The organism is Serratia sp. CY81684 (genome assembly GCF_052166595.1).
GTDB lineage: Bacteria > Pseudomonadota > Gammaproteobacteria > Enterobacterales > Enterobacteriaceae > Serratia > Serratia nematodiphila.
Window position 1 is genome coordinate 1449715 of record NZ_JBJNOO010000001.1, and the last position, 16924, is coordinate 1466638.

Consider the following 16924-nt stretch of genomic DNA (forward strand, 5'->3'; position numbering starts at 1 on the left):
CCGTTATTCCAACAAGGAATGCCATGGGTAAATTTGCCGATTACGAAACCTATGCCTGCGTTTACGAGAGCGGCTCCTTTACCGCGGCGGCGCGGCGGCTGCACGTGGGGCAGCCGGCGGTCTCAAAAGCGGTGGCGCGGCTGGAACAGCAGCTCGGCACGCGCCTGATGCTGCGCTCGACCCACGGCCTGCAGCCGACGGATGCGGGACAGCAGCTGTATCAACGCACCCGGCGTATCCTGAACGAGCTGGCGGAGACGGAAGCGCTGGTGCAGAGCGCCGGCGAGACCCTGAGCGGCCGGTTGCGGGTCGCTTCGGCGGCGGTGTTCGCCCGCATCGTTCCCTTGCCTGATTTGACGGCGTTTATGCGCGCCAATCCACGGTTGCACGTTGATCTGCTGCTGGATGACGGCAATCTCTCGCTGATTGAAGAGGGCATCGATATTGCCCTGTGTGTTGGCGAGTTGGAGGATTCCGGTTTTACCGCCCGCAAGCTGGGTGAGGTAAAGCAATGCGTGATCGGCACGCCCGGCTATTTTGCCGCTGCCGGTATGCCGCAGCGGCCGGAAGATCTGTTGCAGCACGAGATGGTGATTTACCATCGCCGTGGCGGCGGCGAGCAGTGGCGCTTCAGCCGCGGAGAAGAGCAGCGCGCGCTGCGGCTGCCGGGGCGCATGCGGGTCAACGCGGCGGAGTGCGTACGCGAGCTGGTGCTGGCGGGCTTTGGTGCGACCGTCGCCAGCGAAGGCCTGTTTCGCAGCGAGCTGCAAAGCGGGGCGGCGATCGCGGTATTAGCGGACTGGCAACTGCCGCCGCTGGCGCTGTGGGCGGTGTTCCCCGGCGGCCATTTCGTTTCGGCCAAGGCGCGGGCCTTTGCCGATTTTGTCCAAACCACGCTATGCAGGGAGCCGTGATATGTCGCGCGCACAACGTTTACTCGATCTGATGCAGCTGCTGCGCAACCACCGTTATCCGGTGGCGGGCCATGCGCTGGCGCAGACGCTGGGCATCAGCATGCGCACCCTGTACCGCGATATCGCCACGCTGCAGCAGCAGGGGGCGGAAATCGCCGGTGAGGCGGGCGTCGGCTATGTGCTGCGCCCCGGCTTTATGCTGCCGCCGCTGATGTTCTCGCCGGCGGAGACAGAAGCGCTGGTGCTGGGGATGCGCTGGGTCAGCCGCCGCGGCGACAGCCAACTGGCGAGCGCGGCGGGTCAGGCGCTGGCCAAGATCGCCGCGGTGCTGCCGCCGGCGCTGCGGGAGGAGCTGGAGGCCAATACGCTGCTTATCGCGCCGGTTCAGGCACCGCCGGTGGCGGATGAGATGCGGGTGCTGATCCGAGACACCATCCGCTGCGAGCGCAAACTGCATATCGACTACCTCGATCTGGCGGGGCAGCGCAGCGAACGCCTGCTGTGGCCCTTTGCGCTGGGTTTTTTCGATCAGTTTCAGATGTTGGTCGCCTGGTGCGAGCTGCGTCAGGCCTTTCGCCATTTTCGTCTCGATCGCATTCAGGCCGCCACGCCGCTTGAACAGCGCTATCCGCGTGGCCGGCGGCGGCTGTTGAAAGAGTGGCGCCTCAGCGAGGGCATTGCGGAGCAATAGCGGCACGCTGCTGCCATAAACTGTCAGTCGCGCGCCTTAGTCTGTGCCTATCGGGAACCGGCCGGTTCCCATCACCCAAAGGACAGACCGATGACCCTTCCCAGCATGACCCTGCTTTACGTCGACAACCCGCTCAACAGCGCCGCCTTTTATCAACGCCTGCTGGGGCAGGCGCCGGTGGAGCTTTCGCCCGGCTTTGCCCTGTTCGTGCTCAACAACGGCTTCAAGCTGGGGATGTGGGCCAAACAGGGGGTAAAACCCGCCGCCACGCTGACCGGCGGCGGCGGTGAACTGGGCTTTTTATGCCAGGATCCGCAAGAAGTGGAGGCGCGCTATAACCAGTGGCGTGAGCTTGGGCTGACTATCGAGCAAACGCCGACCGAGATGGAGTTCGGTTATACCTTCGTGGCGCGAGATCCGGACGGCCATCGCCTGCGGGTGTATGCCCTCAGCGAGTAGCGTCGTCGGTATACAGGTGCAGACGCGGCACCAGCAGCCGCAGCGGCCTGGCGTCGGGTTTGTAACGGTGTTTCACCGCCTCGGCGTCGTAGTTGAGCAGTTCGCCGATCTTCGGCACCGCGGCGCCGCTTTCAACCTGACACAGGGCGATCAGCGGCAGCGGGCAGGGGTGCTGCACCTGTTTTTGCTGCTGCTGATACCACACCCGGGCGATCGGCTGCACTTTTACCGGCCGTTTGATCTTCAGCGTCGCCTGCTGCGGCAGCCGGCTGACGTCGTCGATCTCACGGCTGACCAGGGCGGCCCACTGTTCACGGCTGTGCGGCGGCACCGCGCGGCCGGCTTTCAGGCTTTTCTCCAGCTGCGCCAGAATGTCGTCCCGCTTGACGTTTTTGATGATGTGCTTGTTGGCCCAGCCGAAGCGCACGGAGTCGGGATTGGTCAGGGCGGTGAGGGTGCGATAGGCGCTGAGGGTAATCAGCCCGTGCAGATGGGTGTGCACGAACTCGAAACGCTGCTCCGGCGCCAGGCCGGAATCGACGGTGATAATCTGCTCCAGTTCGCCCTTCAGGCGGTTGATCAGCGCCAGCTGCGTTTGCAGCGCCTGATACTCCGGTTGCTCCACCGCCAGACAGATGACGCCGGGCAGGCGCACGGCGGCCTTGCTGCTGACATTCTCCCGGTTGTGGTGAATGAACAGCCGCTGATAATGCTCCAGCGCCAGATCGCGCGCCGCTTGCCCCACATGCTGCTCGACCGCGATATGCGAAATGGCCTGATGTTCCTGGCCTTTTTCAACCTCCGGCAGGCTGAACACCCGCGCCGCCAGCAACCGCAGCGGGGCGATCTGCTGCTGCAACGCGCCGAGCGCCTGCTCCAGCTCGTTAAAGCAGGCGTTCATTCTGCCAATCACATCGTATCTGCTCATCGCACACTCCCATATTAGTTACAACATACTATAGAAGAGTGGCCGACTGGGGGCAACATCGGCAAACGAAGAGGGAGCGGCTTCACTGGCCACCCGGCTTGTCAGCGAAAAATACGCCAGAGGGCCTTCTACAGCAGGGCGCGAAATAGACTTTGCATTGGTAGGGGTTTGATTCATTGATGGATTTTTTCTGTTGGTTGATATTTTGTTTGATCCATTTTCCGTTTGCCGTTGTCCAATCGCTGGAACAAACAGAATGGCAGGACGCTATGAGCCCCTCGGGTTATCTTTTCTTCTGTCATTAACGGGTGCTTTAAACGGAGGTTTACTGTGGATATTAAACAGAAAGTCAAAAACATGACGCTGGAAGAGAAGATCGGGCAAAAAATCATGCTGGATTTTCGCTACTGGGATCAGAACGGTAGCAGCAATCAGGATATGACCGTTCCCGATGCAGCCATTGGCAAGCTGATCACCGATAACCACATCGGTGGGGTGATCCTGTTTGCCAATAATCTGAAAGACAAGCAGCAGATCAAAACGTTGACGGCCTGGTATGCCGCGCTGAAAACCCACGCGGGCGTTCGTTTGTTTATTGGCACGGATAACGAAGGCGGTAACGTTTTCCGGCTGCCGCGCGGCGACTACGCCTCATTCCCCGGCAATATGGCGCTGGCGGCGGCGATCGAGGGCGGTGCGGATAAACAGCTCGCCGTTGAACAGGGCAAACTGATGGCCCAGGATATGCGCGCGTTGCATATCAATACCAACTTTGCCCCGGTCGTGGACGTCAACACCAACCCGTTCAATCCGGTGATTAACGTTCGCGCCTTCAGCGATGATAAGAACACCGTTGCCCGCCTGGCGGAAAACATGGTGGCGGGCATGAAACAGCAGGGTCTGATCACCGCGTACAAACACTTCCCCGGCCATGGCAGCACCTCCACCGACTCGCATACCGGTTTGCCGCGCGTCGATCGTACGCGGGAAGAAGCTTTTGCCATTGATATCGCCCCTTATAAACAGGCCATCGATCGCTGCGCGGCGCCGGATATGGTGATGACTGCGCATATTCAGTACCCCGCACTGGATAACAGCCAGATTGACACCCGCAACGGTGAAAAAATCACGGTGCCGGCCACCATGTCGCGCGAAATCCAGACCCAGATCCTGCGCAATGAGCTGGGTTATGCCGGCGTAACGATTTCAGACGCGCTGGATATGGGCGCGATTGCCGAGCATTTCAGCCAGCAAGCGGCGGCTGAAAACGTCTTTACCGCCGGGGTGGATATTGCTCTGATGCCTGTCAGCATCGCCTCGCCGGCGCAGGCGAGCCTGCTGCCCGAGCTTATCCGCTACATTGCGCAGCGGGTGAAAACCGGGCATCTCAGCGAGGCCGATATTGATGCCTCTGTCGAGCGCATTTTGCGCCTCAAATTGCGCCATCACCTGATGGGCCATAGCGATAAACCCTGTTCCCACGACGTTTCGTCCTCCGCGCATCAGCTGGAGAAACGGATTGCCGATTGTTCCATTACCGTGGTTATCAACCGTCAATGTCTGCTGCCGTTAAAGGACAAAGCGCTGCGCTACTTTATTCTGACTCCGTGGGGTGAGCAGGCCAAAGGCATTGCGAACGTGATGGCGCAGGAGGGCTACCAGAACGTCGTGGCCGCGAAGGAAACGGAACTGAGCGACGCCCAGGTCAGGGAACATATTGCCGGCTGCGACGTGTTCTTGCTTGGAACCCTCTCAACCCGCTTTACGCCTGCCGAGCAGGATGGGGTTGTGACCTCCGCAACCGGGGCGGCTAATGATACCAGTCCTTATCCGGGCTGGCTGAAATACGCAGCCGAGCAGGGGAAAAAACGCGTTCACCTCTCATTGCGCGCGCCTTACGATATCGTGAACTATGCCGCAGACGTGGATGCGGCTGTCGCCACCTATTCTTACTACGGGTATGACAGCGGCGTATGGCGTGGCCCTTCGATGATATCGCTGGCGCAGGTGCTGACGGGGAAAATCAGACCGCACGGAAAACTACCGGTTAATACCTGGCATGACTACGATGAGGAAACCAATACGGGCAAGGTGGCGTTCCCTCGTGGGACGGGGCTGAGCTGGTAATGGGACAAGTACCGGCGTCGTCAGAAAGGGCGACGCCGGTCGCGGGATAGCGTTGATAAAGCGGGCGGTTTCTTGCTCTGCACGATACGACATGGGATAACCGTCACTCACGGAAGGAGAACATTTATGCCGACAGGCGCAACAAAACTAGGCGGATGGCTGTTGATGGCCGCCATGCTGGGCGTGAGCGGATGCGCCAAACCCCCTGAGCCGGAAAAGCCTCCGCAGCCTGTACCGCCGGCAACGCCGATGCGGGGCATCTGGCTGGCCACGGTCATTGGATTGGACTGGCCGCCGGCGGCCTCGCTGAAAGCGGAATCCATGCAAGAGCGGGTGCGTCTGCAGAAGCAGGGGCTGACGGACGCGCTGGACGACATGGTGAAAACCGGGATTAACACGGTGTATTTTCAGGTTAAACCGGACGGCACGGCCCTGTGGCGTTCTGACATCTTGCCCTGGTCGGAGGTATTGACCGGCACCGTGGGCCAGGATCCGGGTTATGATCCGCTGGCCTTTATGCTGACAGAAGCGCACCGACGCGGCATAAAAGTGCATGCCTGGCTGAACCCTTATCGGGTTTCCATGAATACCCGACAGCAAACGATTGATGCACTCAATCATACGCTGCAGTCGCCGCCGGCCAGCGTCTATGCGCTACATCCCGACTGGATACGCACCGCCAGCGATCGCTTCGTGCTCGATCCCGGCCTGCCCGAGGTGCGCAACTGGATCACCGGCGTGGTGGCTGAAGTCGTCAAAAACTACGATGTCGACGGCATTCAGTTTGACGATTATTTCTATTATGAAACGCCGCAATCGCCGCTGGATGATGAAAAGACGTATCGCGCATACGGCAAAGGGTTTGCAGACAAGGCCGACTGGCGAAGAGACAACACGCTGCAATTGATAAAACAGGTTTCCGCCACCGTCAAAGCACTGAAGCCCGCGGTCGCGTTTGGCGTCAGCCCGGCGGGCGTATGGCGAAACAAAGCGGACGATCCTGCCGGTTCGGCGACGCGGGCCGGCGCGCCGTCGTACGATACGGCCTATGCCGATACGCGCCAGTGGGTCAAACTGGGGCTGCTCGACTATATCGCGCCGCAGCTGTACTGGCCTTTCGATCGTGAAATTGTTCGCTACGACGTGCTGGCCAACTGGTGGGCCGAGGTGGTGAAAGACACGCCGGTTCGGCTCTATGCCGGGGTGGCGCTGTATAAAGTGGGCACGCCATCGGCCAGCGAGCCGGCCTGGACCGTCGACGGCGGCGTCCCCGAGCTGAAAAGGCAGTTGGATCTCAACGAGAGCCTGCCGGGGATGGGGGGAACCATCCTGTTCCGGCAACGTTATCTGACCGAGCCGCAAACGGACAAGGCGGTGGAGTACCTGCAAACTCGCTGGAAACCCGGTCAATAATCACGGGCTCTGGCATGACGAGCCGCGGCTAACCACCGCGGCTTTTTCCATTCACAGGCGCGCCGCTTCCGGCAGCCGTTTCAGGTAATGCACCACCAGCAGCGCCAGCAACAGCATCAGGCTGATAAACGCCGCCACGCCATTCCAGCCGAAGCTGTGCCAGAACACGCCGCCCAGGGTGCCGGCCACGCTGGAGCCGACGTAATAGCAGAACAGATACAGCGACGACGCCTGGCCTTTGGCGCGGCGCGCACGGCGGCCGATCCAACTGCTGGCCACCGAGTGGGCGGCGAAGAAACCGGCGGTGAACAGCATCATGCCGATAAAGATCGCCGGCACCTGCGGCAGCGCGGTAATCAGGATCCCGATCAGCATAATCACGATCGACGCCAGCAGCACCGGGCCACGCCCGAAGCGTGAGGTGAGCGCGCCGGCCTTGGGCGAACTGTAGGAGCCGGTGAGATACACCACCGACAGCAGGCCGACGATCGCTTGGCTCAGGTGATAAGGATCCGCCAGCAGGCGATAACCGATGTAGTTGAACAGGGTGACGAAACTGCCCATTAGCAGGAAACCTTCCGCGAACAGCAGCGGCAACCCTTTATCGTGCCAATGCAGTTTAAAGTTGATCAGCAGGGTGCGCGGGCGCAGCGAGCTGGCGCGGAAATGCCGCGAGGCGGGCAGGATGCGCCAGAACATGCAGGCGGCGGCGAGGGCGAACAGGCCGATGACGCCAAGCGATACGCGCCAGGAGAAGAAGTCGGTCAGCACCCCGGTCACCAGGCGGCCGCTCATGCCGCCGATCGAGTTGCCGCTGATATACAGCCCCATCGAGAAGGCGACGAAGCTGGGGTGGATCTCTTCACTGAGGTAGGTCATGCCGACCGCTGCGACACCGCTCAGCGACAGGCCGATCAATGCGCGCATCAGTAAAATGCCGTGCCAGCTGGTCATAAAGGCGCAAATCAGCGTGCAAACCGCCGCCAGCAGCAGCGCCACCACCATCACCGACTTGCGGCCGATGGCGTCGGACAACGGCCCGGTGAACATCAGGCCGATCGCCAGCAGGCCGGTGGAGACCGAGAGCGACAGGCTGCTTTCCGCCGGCGAGACACCGAAGTCTTGCGACAGCACCGGCAGGATCGGCTGCACGCAGTAGAGCAACGCGAAGGTCGCCAACCCGGCGGAAAACAGCGCCAGCGTTACGCGCATAAACTGCGGCGTGCCGCGTTCGATATAGGGGAGTTTGTTGTTGAGGGTGGAGCGTTTTACTTTTGGCGCAGCGGCCGCGTCATCGTTGGCGGCCAGCGTCGACGGCATCACGGCCGCAGAACGCACAGGGGTTGTCACAGCGTTTCCTTACCGAACTTCGGGGAGATAAACAGACATTTTGCAGATAACAAAATGATAGGGAGCGGCGATTTTTTTGTCTAATATATTAATAATTACAATTAAGACTTTTTAAATATGAATATCGAGTTGAGACACCTGCGTTACTTTATCGCCGTGGCGGAAGAACTGCATTTTGGCCGCGCCGCTGAACGGCTGCGTATCTCTCAGCCGCCGCTCAGCCAGCAAATTCAGGCGCTGGAAGAGATGGTCGGCGCGCGGCTGCTGGCGCGCAACAACCGCAACGTCAGTTTGACCCAGGCCGGGGAGATGTTCCTCAAAGAAGCCTATCAGGTGCTCGATCAGGTCGGGCGCGCGGCGGAAAAGGCGGCGCGCCTGGATCGCGGCGAACTGGGCGAAATGACCATCGGGTTTACCTCCTCCGCGCCCTTTATCGGCGTGGTGGCGCGCAGCCTGCGCGCCTTTCGCCAGCAGTCCCCGCAGGTGCACATCAAGATGCGCGAAATCAACACCAAACAGCAGATCGAACCGCTGCTGAACGGTGAGCTGGATCTGGGGGTGATGCGCAATACGCGGCTGCCGGAGGCGCTGCACTATCAGCTGCTGCTGCGTGAACCGCTGGTGGCGGTGGTGCCGGAAGGGCATCCGCTGGCGGAAACGCCCGGCGGCGCGCTGCGGTTTCAACATCTGGCGCGGGAGCCGTTCGTGTTCTTCTCGCGCGAAGTGGGCACCGCGCTGTACGACGAAATTCTGCTGTTGCTCGGCAAGGCCGGCATCACTCCGTATATCACCCAGGAAGTGGGGGAAGCGATGACTATCATCGGGCTGGTCTCCGCCGGGTTGGGAGTCTCGATTCTGCCGGCGTCTTTCGCCCGGGTGCGGGTGGACGGCGTGCGCTATTTGCCGCTGGCGGAGCCGGACGCCACCACCGAAGTGTGGCTGGTGCACCACCGCCGGCGGCCGTTGACCGCGGCGGCGCAGGCGCTGATGGCGTTGATGCTGAAATGACGTTGAGCTTGGGCAAATAAAAATCAATTCACGCTGAAATTGCGAGGAATTTGTGCAGCAAATCACATAACGAATCAAATAGTTGACGCTGTATGACAAAAGCCCCACCATAACCCCTAGTCTTTATTTAGAAGCGCGAAAAATAGTAGGAGCCGGTTTGTGATTGCGGTTGGGCAGCCTGGGCATATCGATCAAATCAAACAGACCAATGCGGGGGCGGTTTATCGGCTAATCGATCAACTGGGTCCGATTTCGCGCATCGAACTGTCAAAACGCGCGCAGCTGGCGCCCGCCAGCATCACCAAGATCGTGCGCGAACTGCTGGAAGCCCATCTGGTCAAGGAAACCGAGTACCAGGAGATCGGCAGCCGGGGCCGCCCGGCGGTGGGGCTGGTGCTGGACACCGAAGCCTGGCACTACCTGTCCGCCCGCATCAGCCGCGGCAGCATCACGCTGGCGCTGCGCGATCTCAGCAGCAAGCTGGTGGTGGAGGAGCAGCTGCCGCTGGCGGCCGAACATCCCGAACCGTTGCTGAAGCGCATCCTGACCGAAGTCGATCAGTTCTTTATCCGCCACCAAAGCAAGCTGGAACGGCTGACGGCGATCGCCATTACGCTGCCGGGCATGATCGATGTGCAGTCCGGCGTGGTGCACCGCATGCCGTTTTACGACGTGCTGGAGATGCCGCTCGGCCCGGCGCTGGAAACCCGCACCGGCCTGCCGGTTTACCTGCAGCACGACATCAGCGCCTGGACCATGGCCGAGGCGCTGTACGGCGCCTCGCGCGGCAGCCAGAACGTGATTCAGGTGGTGATCGACCACAACGTCGGCGCCGGGGTGATCACCGGCGGCCATGTGTTGCACGCCGGCAGCCACAGCGTGGTGGAGATCGGCCACACCCAGGTCGATCCCTACGGCAAACGCTGTTACTGCGGCAACCACGGCTGTCTCGAAACCGTGGCCAGCATTGAGAACATGCTGGAGATCGCCCAGCAGCGGCTGAGCGGCTCGATGAGCTCCAGCCTGCACGGCGCGCCGCTGACCGTCGAATCGCTGTGCGACGCCGCGCTGGCGGGCGATCAGCTGGCGCGGGACATTATTCTCGGCGTCGGCCACAGCGTGGGGCGCATTCTGGCTATCATGGTCAACCTGTTCAATCCCGAGAAGATCCTGGTGGGCTCGCCGCTCAACCGCGCGGCGGAGATCCTGCACCCGGCCATCGCCTCCTGCATTCGCCAACAGGCGCTGCCGGCCTACAGCGAGCAGGTCAAGGTCGAATCCACGCAGTTCTTCAATCAGGGCACCATGCCCGGCGCGGCGCTGGTGAAAGAGGCGCTGTATAACGGTTCATTGCTGGTGCAGCTGCTGCAAGGCTAACATCAGAACCTCTTATTAATTCCGCAAAAGATTGAGCTACCTCAAGCCCCTACGCGGCAGCATCCCCTAGAATTTTTCCGAAAGACTTCTTCGCCGCCGGTGCGGCGATACATTGTTAACGGGGCATTCTGGGGCATTTTATTCATGTTGAAGCGTTTATTTGTGACAGGCACGGATACCGACGTCGGTAAAACCGTGGTTTCCCGCGGGTTGATGCAGGCGCTGGCCGCCGAAGGCCGTTCGGTGGCCGGCTACAAGCCGATCGCCGCGCGCTGCCAGGAAACCAGCGAGGGCATCCGCAATAAAGACGCTTTGGTATTGCAGGCATCTTCAACCCTGCCGCTGTCCTACGAGGAGATCAATCCCATCACCTGCCTGGATGAGGTGTTTCATGCGCATGCGACCGAGGACATCAACTATGGCGTGATGAGCAGCGGTCTGCGGGATCTTTCGGCCAAAGCCGATACGGTGGTGGTGGAAGGCAGCGGCGGTTGGCGGGTGCTGATGAACGATCTGCGGCCTTACGCCGAGTGGGTGGTGCAGGAACAGCTGCCGGTGGTGCTGGTGGTGGGCATCAAGCTGGGCTGCGTCAGCCACGCGTTGCTGACCGCACAGTCGATTATCAACGACGGCCTGCCGTTGCTGGGCTGGGTCGCCAACCGCATCAACCCGGGGTTGGCGCACTATGCTGAAACCATCGCGGCGCTGCAGCAGCGCATTTCCGCGCCGCTGCTGGGTGAGATCCCGTATCTGCCGCGCGCGGAGCAGCGCGAACTGGCGCACTATCTCGACATCTCCACGCTGCTGCGCTAGCGCGCTCAGGCCAGCAAAGGGGCCAACAAACGGGCGGAGACAAACAGCCCCAGGCCGTACACCGTATGCACCAGCAGGCTGATGATGCGGCTACGCGTCGGATTGGGGGTGTTCGCCGCCGCCACGCCAAAGCCTAACGCCGGCTGCATCACGAAGAAGGGCGCTGCCAGGCTCAGCCAGCCGCTCAACAGCGCGACCAGCGGCGTCGGCGCGGCGTACCACGCGATGCCCGCCAGGCCGAGCGGGATAAAGGCGAAGGCGACGCCGATCGCGTAGTGCAGCAGCCATCCCATCGCTTTTTCTCCCCGCCGCACCGGCGCCGCCATGATCAGAGCGTGATAAAACCGGCCGTCGAACAGGCCGATAAACCAGCGGCCGACCAGCGCGTAGTTAAGGGGCGGGATGCCCAGCACGCGCTTTTGCACGATGGCCCACAGGTCGGTGCACAGCGTGGCGCCCACCCCGGTCAGCACAATCATCAGTAAAATTTCTGTCGTCATTTTCGTGTCCTTAAAGTCACTCATGGTGTAATGTGCGCACAGTGTGCAACTTAAAGTCGACTTCAAGTCAATGGAAAAAGAACTGGATATTGGCGAGGTGGCGCGTTTGAGTGGCATCGCGCCCTCGGCGCTGCGGCATTACGAGAAAAAGGGGCTGATCGCCTCGATAGGCCGCAACGGTTTACGTCGCCAATACGCCGCCGGCGTGCTGGATCAACTGAAGCTGATCGCCCTTGGGCGGCTGGCGGGATTCACGCTGGATGAGATCGCCTCGCTGTTTGACGAGCGGGGGCGCATCGCCCTCGATCGCCGGCTGCTGGCGGCGCGGATTGAAGAACTGGATCGCACCCTGCGGCGTCTGGGGCAGGTGCGCGCCGGTTTGCAGCACATGGTCGATTGCCCTGAACCGGAGCATCTGCAGTGCCCGCAGTTCAGGAAGCTGCTGCAGCAGGGGGAGTTTTAAGCCTCGCGTTTGGGCGGCGGCGCGGTGTGGTAGACCGATACCGGCCGCAGGCCGCGCGACACGGTGGTGGCGATCACGCAGGCCAGCAGAATGCCGGGCAGCAGCGCGTATTCGCCGGTCATTTCAAATACCATCAGCGCCGCCATGATCGGCGCATGGGTGGTGGCGGCCAGCAGGGTAGCCATGCCGGTCAGCGCCAGCAGCAGCGGCACCGCCGCATCCATGCCCGGCCACAGGCCAAACAGCTGGCCGATCATCGAACCGAGCGCGGCGCCGACGAACAGCGTCGGGGTGAAGACCCCGCCGGGCGCGCCCGACCCGCTGCTGGCGAGGATCGCCAACAGCTTGCATACCAGGATCGCCCCCAGCAGCAACACCCCCGGCGGCGCGATCAGCAGCGCCTGCACCACGCTGTAGCCATTGCCCCATACCTGCGGGAACAACAGCGAAAGCAGCCCAACGATCAGGCCGCCCAGCGCCAGCTGCAGCGGCGGCTTCAGGCGCAGCGATCGGAACGCGCGGCCGGTAGCGGTCATCAACCATAAAAACAGCGGCCCGCCGGCGCCGGCCACCACACCGACCAGCGCCATCAGCAGGTATTGCGTCGGCAAGGGGGCGGCGAGCGGCGTCACCAGGTAGAGCGGCGCCTGGCCGCCGTTGAGCAGGTTGGTCATCAGCAGGGCGCTGACCGCGGCGATCACCACCGGGCCGAGCGAGGCCAGCATCAGGGTGCCGAACAGGATCTCGGCGATAAACAGGCTGCCCGCCAGCGGCGCATGATAGGCGCTGGCCATCCCGGCGGCGGCGGCGCAGGCCACCCACAGTTTCCATTCTTTCTCGTGCGTAAAGCGCTGGGCAAACAGCGAGCCCACCAGCGCCGCCAGCAGGATCATCGCGCCTTCACGGCCGATGGCGCTGCCGCTCGACACCACCAGCAGCGACGCCAGACACTTCACCAGGCTGGCGCCGGTGTCCAGCTTGCCGTTGCCGGTCTCGATCGCTTCCATATAGTCGGTGGGCGCCGCCGGGCGCTGGTGGCGGTAGCGCTGGTGAACATACAGCAGCAGGCCCGCCGCCAGCCCGCCCAACGCCGGCGTCAGGGCGCGCCGCCAGCCGGGCAGCGCGGCGGCGGCGGCCACCAGGCTGCCGTCGGCATTGCCGAGCAACAGCCACTCGAGGCCAATCATCGAACGGTGGAACAGCCACACCGCCAGGGCGGCGGCGACGCCGATGAACACGGCGATAAACAGGCTGCGCAGCAGGGCGCGATAGTGGTGCAGGTGGACCAATCTTTTCATGCGTGGGCGGCGTCGTGAGAAAAATCAAAGGGTCATCAGCGCATTGTGCTTGGCGCTCCGGCCGATGACCAGTGAATCTTTATCAAACTGCGGCATGGGCGGGGCGGTCGGCGCCCCGGCGGGGGTTATTGCGGCGTCAGCACCCGGCGCGTGCGGCCGGAGCTGAGGTAGTCGGCGATATAATCCTGCGAGATTTCGCCGCTGTAGCGGCCGTCTTCATCGACGATCGGCATCCAGGACGTATTGTGCTCATACAGCTTCGACAGCACCACGCGCAGGTTCTCTTCCGCGCGGGCGGTGACGCGAAAGCGGTGCAGGCTATCGGCGCATACCCCCGGCGCACCGCGCGCCTCGCGGCGTTTGACGTAACCCAGCGGTTTGCCGTCGGCGTCTACTACCGTCACCGAACGGGCGTCGATATCGTCCATCAACCCGAATGCCTCTGTCAGCGGCGTTTCCCGGCGCACCGTCACCGTCTCTTGTTGGTCTGCCACGTCTCCGGCCTGCACCAGCAGCAGGCGCTTCAGCGTGCGATCCTGGCCGACAAAGGAGGCGACGAAGTCGTTCGCCGGGCGCGCCAGCAACTCATCGGCGCTGGCGTTCTGCACGATCTTGCCCTGGCGGAACACCGCGATGCGATCGCCGAGCTTCAGCGCTTCGTCGATGTCGTGGCTGACCAGCATCACGGTCTTCTTCAGCTGACGCTGCATGTCGAGAAACTCGTTCTGGATGGTTTCGCGGTTGATCGGATCCACCGCGCCGAAGGGTTCATCCATCAGCAGCACCGGTGGATCGGCCGCCAGCGCGCGGATCACGCCGATGCGCTGCTGCTGTCCGCCGGACATCTCTTTCGGGTAGCGGTGCAAAAAGCGCTTGGGATCCAGCGCCACCATGCTCATCAGCTCCTCGGCGCGATCGTGGCAGCGTTTTTTGTCCCAGCCCAGCATGCGCGGCACCACGGTGATGTTCTCCTCGATGGTCATGTTGGGGAACAGGCCGATCTGCTGGATGACGTAGCCGATTTTGCGGCGCAGGCTGACGGTATCCAGCGCGCTGGTGTCTTCGCCGTTGATCAGAATGGTGCCGCCGGTGGGTTCGATCAGGCGGTTGATCATCTTCAGCGTGGTGGTTTTGCCGCAGCCGGAAGGGCCGAGCAGCACGCAGATTTCGCCTTCCGGCACGTCCAGATTGATGTTGTCGACGGCGTTGAACGGCGTGCCGTTCTTTTGCATGAACTGTTTGGTCAGATTTTCCAATTTAATCATGAGCGGATCCCCTTGGGCGTGAGCGCAATTTGCAAGCGGTGCAATAACCAATCGAGGACGATCGCCAGCAGGCTGATCATCACGGCGCCGGTAATCAACTGGCGAATGTCGCTGCTGCTGATGCCGTTGAGCAGCAGCAGGCCGAGGCCGCCGGCGCCGATCACGGCGGCTATCGCCATTACGCCGATATTCATCACCACGGCGGTACGAATGCCGCCGAAAATCACCGGCAGCGCTACCGGGATCTCCACCCAGCGCAGGCGTTGCCAGAACGTCATGCCGATGCCGCGGCCGGCTTCGCGCAGCCCGCCGGGCAGGTTGTCGAGCGCGGTGTGGGTGTTGCGCACGATCGGCAGCAGCGAATAGAGGAACACCGCGGTGATCGCCGGCACGTAGCCGATGCCGTGGCCGATTAAGGAAAACAGCGGGATCATCAGCCCGAACAGGGCGATGGAGGGCACGGTCAGCACCAGCGTGGCCAGGCTCAGCACCGGCGTCGCCAGCCATTTGTGGCGGACGATCAGCACGCCGAGCGGCACGCCGATCAGGATCGCCAGGCCGACGGCGATGCCGACCAGCAGCAGGTGTTCCAGCGTCAATCCGGCGATATAGGCCCAGTTTTGCCAGGCGTAAAGTAAGGTATTCATCATGCCTCCTAAATCAGGCCGCGCTGCTTGAGGAACGCGTCGGCGACCTGTTGCGGCGTCTGGTAGTCGATATCCACTCTGGCGTTAAGCTCGGTGATCACCTGATTGTTGAACTGTTTCGACAGCGTGTTCAGCGCCGCTTCCAGCCCCGGCGTGTTTTGCAACACGTCGGCGCGCACCACCGGCGTGACTGCATAGCTCGGGAAATAGCCTTTGTCGTCTTCCAGCACCTGCAGATCGAAGCCTTTCACCCGGCCATCGGTGGTGTATACCAGCCCGGCGTCGACGAAGCCGTCGCGGATGGCGTTGTAGACCAGGCCGGGATCCATCTGGCGGATTTGCGGGCGATCCAGCGGCATGTCGTACAGCGCCTGCATCGGCTTCAGGCCGTCCGAGCGGCCGGCAAATTCCAGATCCAGCCCCAGCAGCCAGTTGTGTTTCGGGTCGGTTTTACGCACCTGTTCCACTTTGGCCACCAGCTGCGACATCGTGCGGATCTGCTCTTTTTCCGCGCGCCGGCGCTGCATGGCGAAGGCGTAGGTGTTGTTCATGTCCGCCGGCTGCAGCCACACCAGGCCGAGTTTGGCGTCGAGCTTTTTCACCGTGTCGTAGGTTTCCTGCGGCGACATGCGCTTATTGATGTGGTTAAAGATGATCAGCGAGGTGCCGGTGTATTCCCAGGTCATGTCGATCTGCTTGTTGATCATCGCGTTGCGGGTGATCACCGTAGCCAGATTGGTCTTGGGTTCGACCTGAAAACCTTTGGCCCGCAGGTATTGCACGGTGATCGCCGACAGAATGCGCTGTTCGGTAAAGTTCTTGCTCGCCAGCGTCAGCGGGGCGGCCCAGGCGGCCCCGCCGGTCATCAGCAAGGAGAACAGCAGCGCGTGGCGGAGTCGTTGTAACCATCGAGTCATCGCGTTTCTCCCATCAGGATGCGGTGTGCGGGCTGAGCCGGCGGCCGAGACCGGCCAGCGCCAGATCGAGCAGCAGGGCGATCAGCGCGGTGGCGGCGGCGCCGAGGATCAGCGTCGGGAAGTCGTTCAGGTAGATGCCGGGGAAGATCAGCTCGCCATAGCTGCTGGCACCGATCAAAAAAGCCAGCGGCGCGGTGCCGACGTTAATCGCCATCGCGATGCGCACCCCGGCGAAGATCACCGGCAGGGCGTTGGGCAGTTCGACCTGGCGCAGCCGCTGCCCGGCGGTCATGCCAATACCGTTGGCGGCCTCGACCAGCGCCGGCGGCACCGAACGCAGGCCGGCATAGGTATTGCGCACGATAGGCAGCAGCGAGGCGAGGAACAACGCCACCACCGCCGGCCGGTCGCCGATGCCGATGATCACCATCGCCAATGCCAACACTGCCAGCGGCGGCAGGGTGTTGCCGACGTTAAAGATCTGCATCACGTGCTCCGCCCAGCGGCGGGCGAAAGGGCGGCTCAGCAGGATACCGCTGGGAATGCCGACCAGCAGCGACAGCAGCATCGAACACACCACCAGGAACATGTGCTGCTGACCGAGGTAAATCAAATCTTCCCGGCGCGACTTGAGGGTTTCCCAACCGATGCCGTAAACCAGCAGCGCGATGACGGCGATAAACAGCAGGCTCCCGAGGAGCAGGCGCCGGTATGGCGCTGACTTGTGCATGATGTTGCGTCCTCCGTTGCGCGG

General features: G+C 62.1%; 17 protein-coding genes. 9 read left to right on the forward strand and 8 right to left on the reverse strand.

All coding sequences use genetic code 11. The features are described 5' to 3' along the window. Positions 1-23 precede the first annotated feature (23 nt). The 3 genes from ACJ8QF_RS07200 to ACJ8QF_RS07210 all read left to right on the forward strand — a co-directional run bounded on the left by ACJ8QF_RS07200 (position 24) and on the right by ACJ8QF_RS07210 (position 2064). Positions 24-914 carry a LysR family transcriptional regulator gene (locus tag ACJ8QF_RS07200; RefSeq protein ID WP_004938503.1) on the forward strand — a complete coding sequence of 297 codons (891 nt, stop codon included), beginning with the start codon at positions 24-26 and terminating at the stop codon, positions 912-914. A gap of 1 nt (position 915) precedes the next feature. After that, complete coding sequence (locus ACJ8QF_RS07205; RefSeq protein WP_442537393.1) at positions 916-1605, forward strand: helix-turn-helix transcriptional regulator; 690 nt, start codon at positions 916-918, stop codon at positions 1603-1605. 90 nt (positions 1606-1695) lie between these two features. Beyond that, positions 1696-2064, forward strand: a complete 369-nt coding sequence (locus tag ACJ8QF_RS07210) for a VOC family protein (protein ID WP_004938508.1) — start codon at positions 1696-1698, stop codon at positions 2062-2064. Here the strand turns inward: ACJ8QF_RS07210 and tus are convergent. After that, positions 2054-2992, reverse strand: coding sequence for a DNA replication terminus site-binding protein (gene tus, locus ACJ8QF_RS07215; protein WP_015377774.1), 939 nt, complete (start codon positions 2990-2992; stop codon positions 2054-2056). The genes ACJ8QF_RS07210 and tus overlap by 11 nt on opposite strands. A 330-nt stretch (positions 2993-3322) precedes the next feature. On the opposite strand from tus, the gene ACJ8QF_RS07220 reads away from it, so the two are divergent. Together ACJ8QF_RS07220 and ACJ8QF_RS07225 are read left to right on the forward strand one after the other, a co-directional pair. Then, the gene (locus ACJ8QF_RS07220; RefSeq protein WP_442537394.1) at positions 3323-5119 is read left to right on the forward strand and encodes a glycoside hydrolase family 3 protein; all 1797 of its coding nucleotides are present in this window, start codon (positions 3323-3325) and stop codon (positions 5117-5119) included. A gap of 126 nt (positions 5120-5245) precedes the next feature. Further along, positions 5246-6532 (forward strand): glycoside hydrolase family 10 protein, encoded by a 1287-nt coding sequence (locus tag ACJ8QF_RS07225; RefSeq protein ID WP_442537395.1) that lies wholly within the window; start codon positions 5246-5248, stop codon positions 6530-6532. Between the two features lie 51 nt (positions 6533-6583). On the opposite strand, the gene ACJ8QF_RS07230 is transcribed toward ACJ8QF_RS07225, so the two are convergent. Next, positions 6584-7852: an MFS transporter gene (locus ACJ8QF_RS07230; protein ID WP_031300458.1), complete on the reverse strand. Its 1269-nt coding sequence runs from the start codon at positions 7850-7852 to the stop codon at positions 6584-6586. Positions 7853-7999: 147 nt separating this feature from the next. Here ACJ8QF_RS07230 and ACJ8QF_RS07235 point away from each other — a divergent pair, with 147 nt between their 5' ends. The 3 genes from ACJ8QF_RS07235 to bioD all read left to right on the forward strand — a co-directional run bounded on the left by ACJ8QF_RS07235 (position 8000) and on the right by bioD (position 11080). Further along, positions 8000-8890 (forward strand): LysR family transcriptional regulator, encoded by an 891-nt coding sequence (locus tag ACJ8QF_RS07235; RefSeq protein ID WP_049298953.1) that lies wholly within the window; start codon positions 8000-8002, stop codon positions 8888-8890. Between the two features lie 159 nt (positions 8891-9049). Continuing rightward, complete coding sequence (gene mlc, locus ACJ8QF_RS07240; protein WP_004938526.1) at positions 9050-10267, forward strand: sugar metabolism global transcriptional regulator Mlc; 1218 nt, start codon at positions 9050-9052, stop codon at positions 10265-10267. Between the two features lie 144 nt (positions 10268-10411). Further along, a complete protein-coding gene (gene bioD, locus ACJ8QF_RS07245; RefSeq protein ID WP_004938529.1) occupies positions 10412-11080 on the forward strand; it encodes a dethiobiotin synthase in 669 nt (222 codons plus the stop codon). A 5-nt stretch (positions 11081-11085) separates the two neighbouring features. On the opposite strand, the gene ACJ8QF_RS07250 is transcribed toward bioD, so the two are convergent. Further along, complete coding sequence (locus ACJ8QF_RS07250) at positions 11086-11580, reverse strand: DUF2938 family protein (protein WP_442537396.1); 495 nt, start codon at positions 11578-11580, stop codon at positions 11086-11088. A 70-nt stretch (positions 11581-11650) separates the two neighbouring features. Between ACJ8QF_RS07250 and ACJ8QF_RS07255 the strand changes: the two genes are divergently transcribed. Then, complete coding sequence (locus ACJ8QF_RS07255; RefSeq protein WP_049241177.1) at positions 11651-12043, forward strand: helix-turn-helix domain-containing protein; 393 nt, start codon at positions 11651-11653, stop codon at positions 12041-12043. On the opposite strand, the gene clcB is transcribed toward ACJ8QF_RS07255, so the two are convergent. The 5 genes from clcB to ACJ8QF_RS07280 form a co-directional block, all read right to left on the reverse strand. After that, a complete protein-coding gene (gene clcB, locus ACJ8QF_RS07260) occupies positions 12040-13341 on the reverse strand; it encodes a voltage-gated ClC-type chloride channel ClcB (protein ID WP_033633138.1) in 1302 nt (433 codons plus the stop codon). The two genes, ACJ8QF_RS07255 and clcB, sit on opposite strands and share 4 nt — an antisense overlap. A 125-nt stretch (positions 13342-13466) precedes the next feature. After that, complete coding sequence (gene osmV, locus ACJ8QF_RS07265) at positions 13467-14606, reverse strand: osmoprotectant ABC transporter ATP-binding protein OsmV (protein ID WP_021505258.1); 1140 nt, start codon at positions 14604-14606, stop codon at positions 13467-13469. After that, complete coding sequence (gene osmW, locus ACJ8QF_RS07270; protein ID WP_004938544.1) at positions 14603-15253, reverse strand: osmoprotectant ABC transporter permease OsmW; 651 nt, start codon at positions 15251-15253, stop codon at positions 14603-14605. The genes osmV and osmW overlap by 4 nt, the downstream gene beginning before the upstream one ends. 8 nt (positions 15254-15261) lie before the next feature. Beyond that, positions 15262-16119, reverse strand: coding sequence for a glycine betaine ABC transporter substrate-binding protein (locus tag ACJ8QF_RS07275; RefSeq protein ID WP_442537417.1), 858 nt, complete (start codon positions 16117-16119; stop codon positions 15262-15264). A 64-nt stretch (positions 16120-16183) separates the two neighbouring features. After that, complete coding sequence (locus ACJ8QF_RS07280) at positions 16184-16900, reverse strand: ABC transporter permease (RefSeq protein ID WP_004938551.1); 717 nt, start codon at positions 16898-16900, stop codon at positions 16184-16186. Positions 16901-16924 lie beyond the last annotated feature (24 nt).

Bases quoted from the DNA above. Each gene is read 5' to 3' on its own strand.
- ACJ8QF_RS07200 (WP_004938503.1), top strand. From the start codon at position 24: ATGGGTAAATTTGCCGATTACGAAACCTATGCCTGCGTTTACGAGAGC.
- ACJ8QF_RS07205 (WP_442537393.1), top strand. From the start codon at position 916: ATGTCGCGCGCACAACGTTTACTCGATCTGATGCAGCTGCTGCGCAAC.
- ACJ8QF_RS07210 (WP_004938508.1), top strand. From the start codon at position 1,696: ATGACCCTTCCCAGCATGACCCTGCTTTACGTCGACAACCCGCTCAAC.
- tus (WP_015377774.1), bottom strand. From the start codon at position 2,992: ATGAGCAGATACGATGTGATTGGCAGAATGAACGCCTGCTTTAACGAG.
- ACJ8QF_RS07225 (WP_442537395.1), top strand. From the start codon at position 5,246: ATGCCGACAGGCGCAACAAAACTAGGCGGATGGCTGTTGATGGCCGCC.
- ACJ8QF_RS07230 (WP_031300458.1), bottom strand. From the start codon at position 7,852: ATGCCGTCGACGCTGGCCGCCAACGATGACGCGGCCGCTGCGCCAAAA.
- ACJ8QF_RS07235 (WP_049298953.1), top strand. From the start codon at position 8,000: ATGAATATCGAGTTGAGACACCTGCGTTACTTTATCGCCGTGGCGGAA.
- bioD (WP_004938529.1), top strand. From the start codon at position 10,412: ATGTTGAAGCGTTTATTTGTGACAGGCACGGATACCGACGTCGGTAAA.
- ACJ8QF_RS07250 (WP_442537396.1), bottom strand. From the start codon at position 11,580: ATGACGACAGAAATTTTACTGATGATTGTGCTGACCGGGGTGGGCGCC.
- ACJ8QF_RS07255 (WP_049241177.1), top strand. From the start codon at position 11,651: ATGGAAAAAGAACTGGATATTGGCGAGGTGGCGCGTTTGAGTGGCATC.
- clcB (WP_033633138.1), bottom strand. From the start codon at position 13,341: ATGAAAAGATTGGTCCACCTGCACCACTATCGCGCCCTGCTGCGCAGC.
- osmV (WP_021505258.1), bottom strand. From the start codon at position 14,606: ATGATTAAATTGGAAAATCTGACCAAACAGTTCATGCAAAAGAACGGC.
- osmW (WP_004938544.1), bottom strand. From the start codon at position 15,253: ATGAATACCTTACTTTACGCCTGGCAAAACTGGGCCTATATCGCCGGA.
- ACJ8QF_RS07275 (WP_442537417.1), bottom strand. From the start codon at position 16,119: ATGACCGGCGGGGCCGCCTGGGCCGCCCCGCTGACGCTGGCGAGCAAG.
- ACJ8QF_RS07280 (WP_004938551.1), bottom strand. From the start codon at position 16,900: ATGCACAAGTCAGCGCCATACCGGCGCCTGCTCCTCGGGAGCCTGCTG.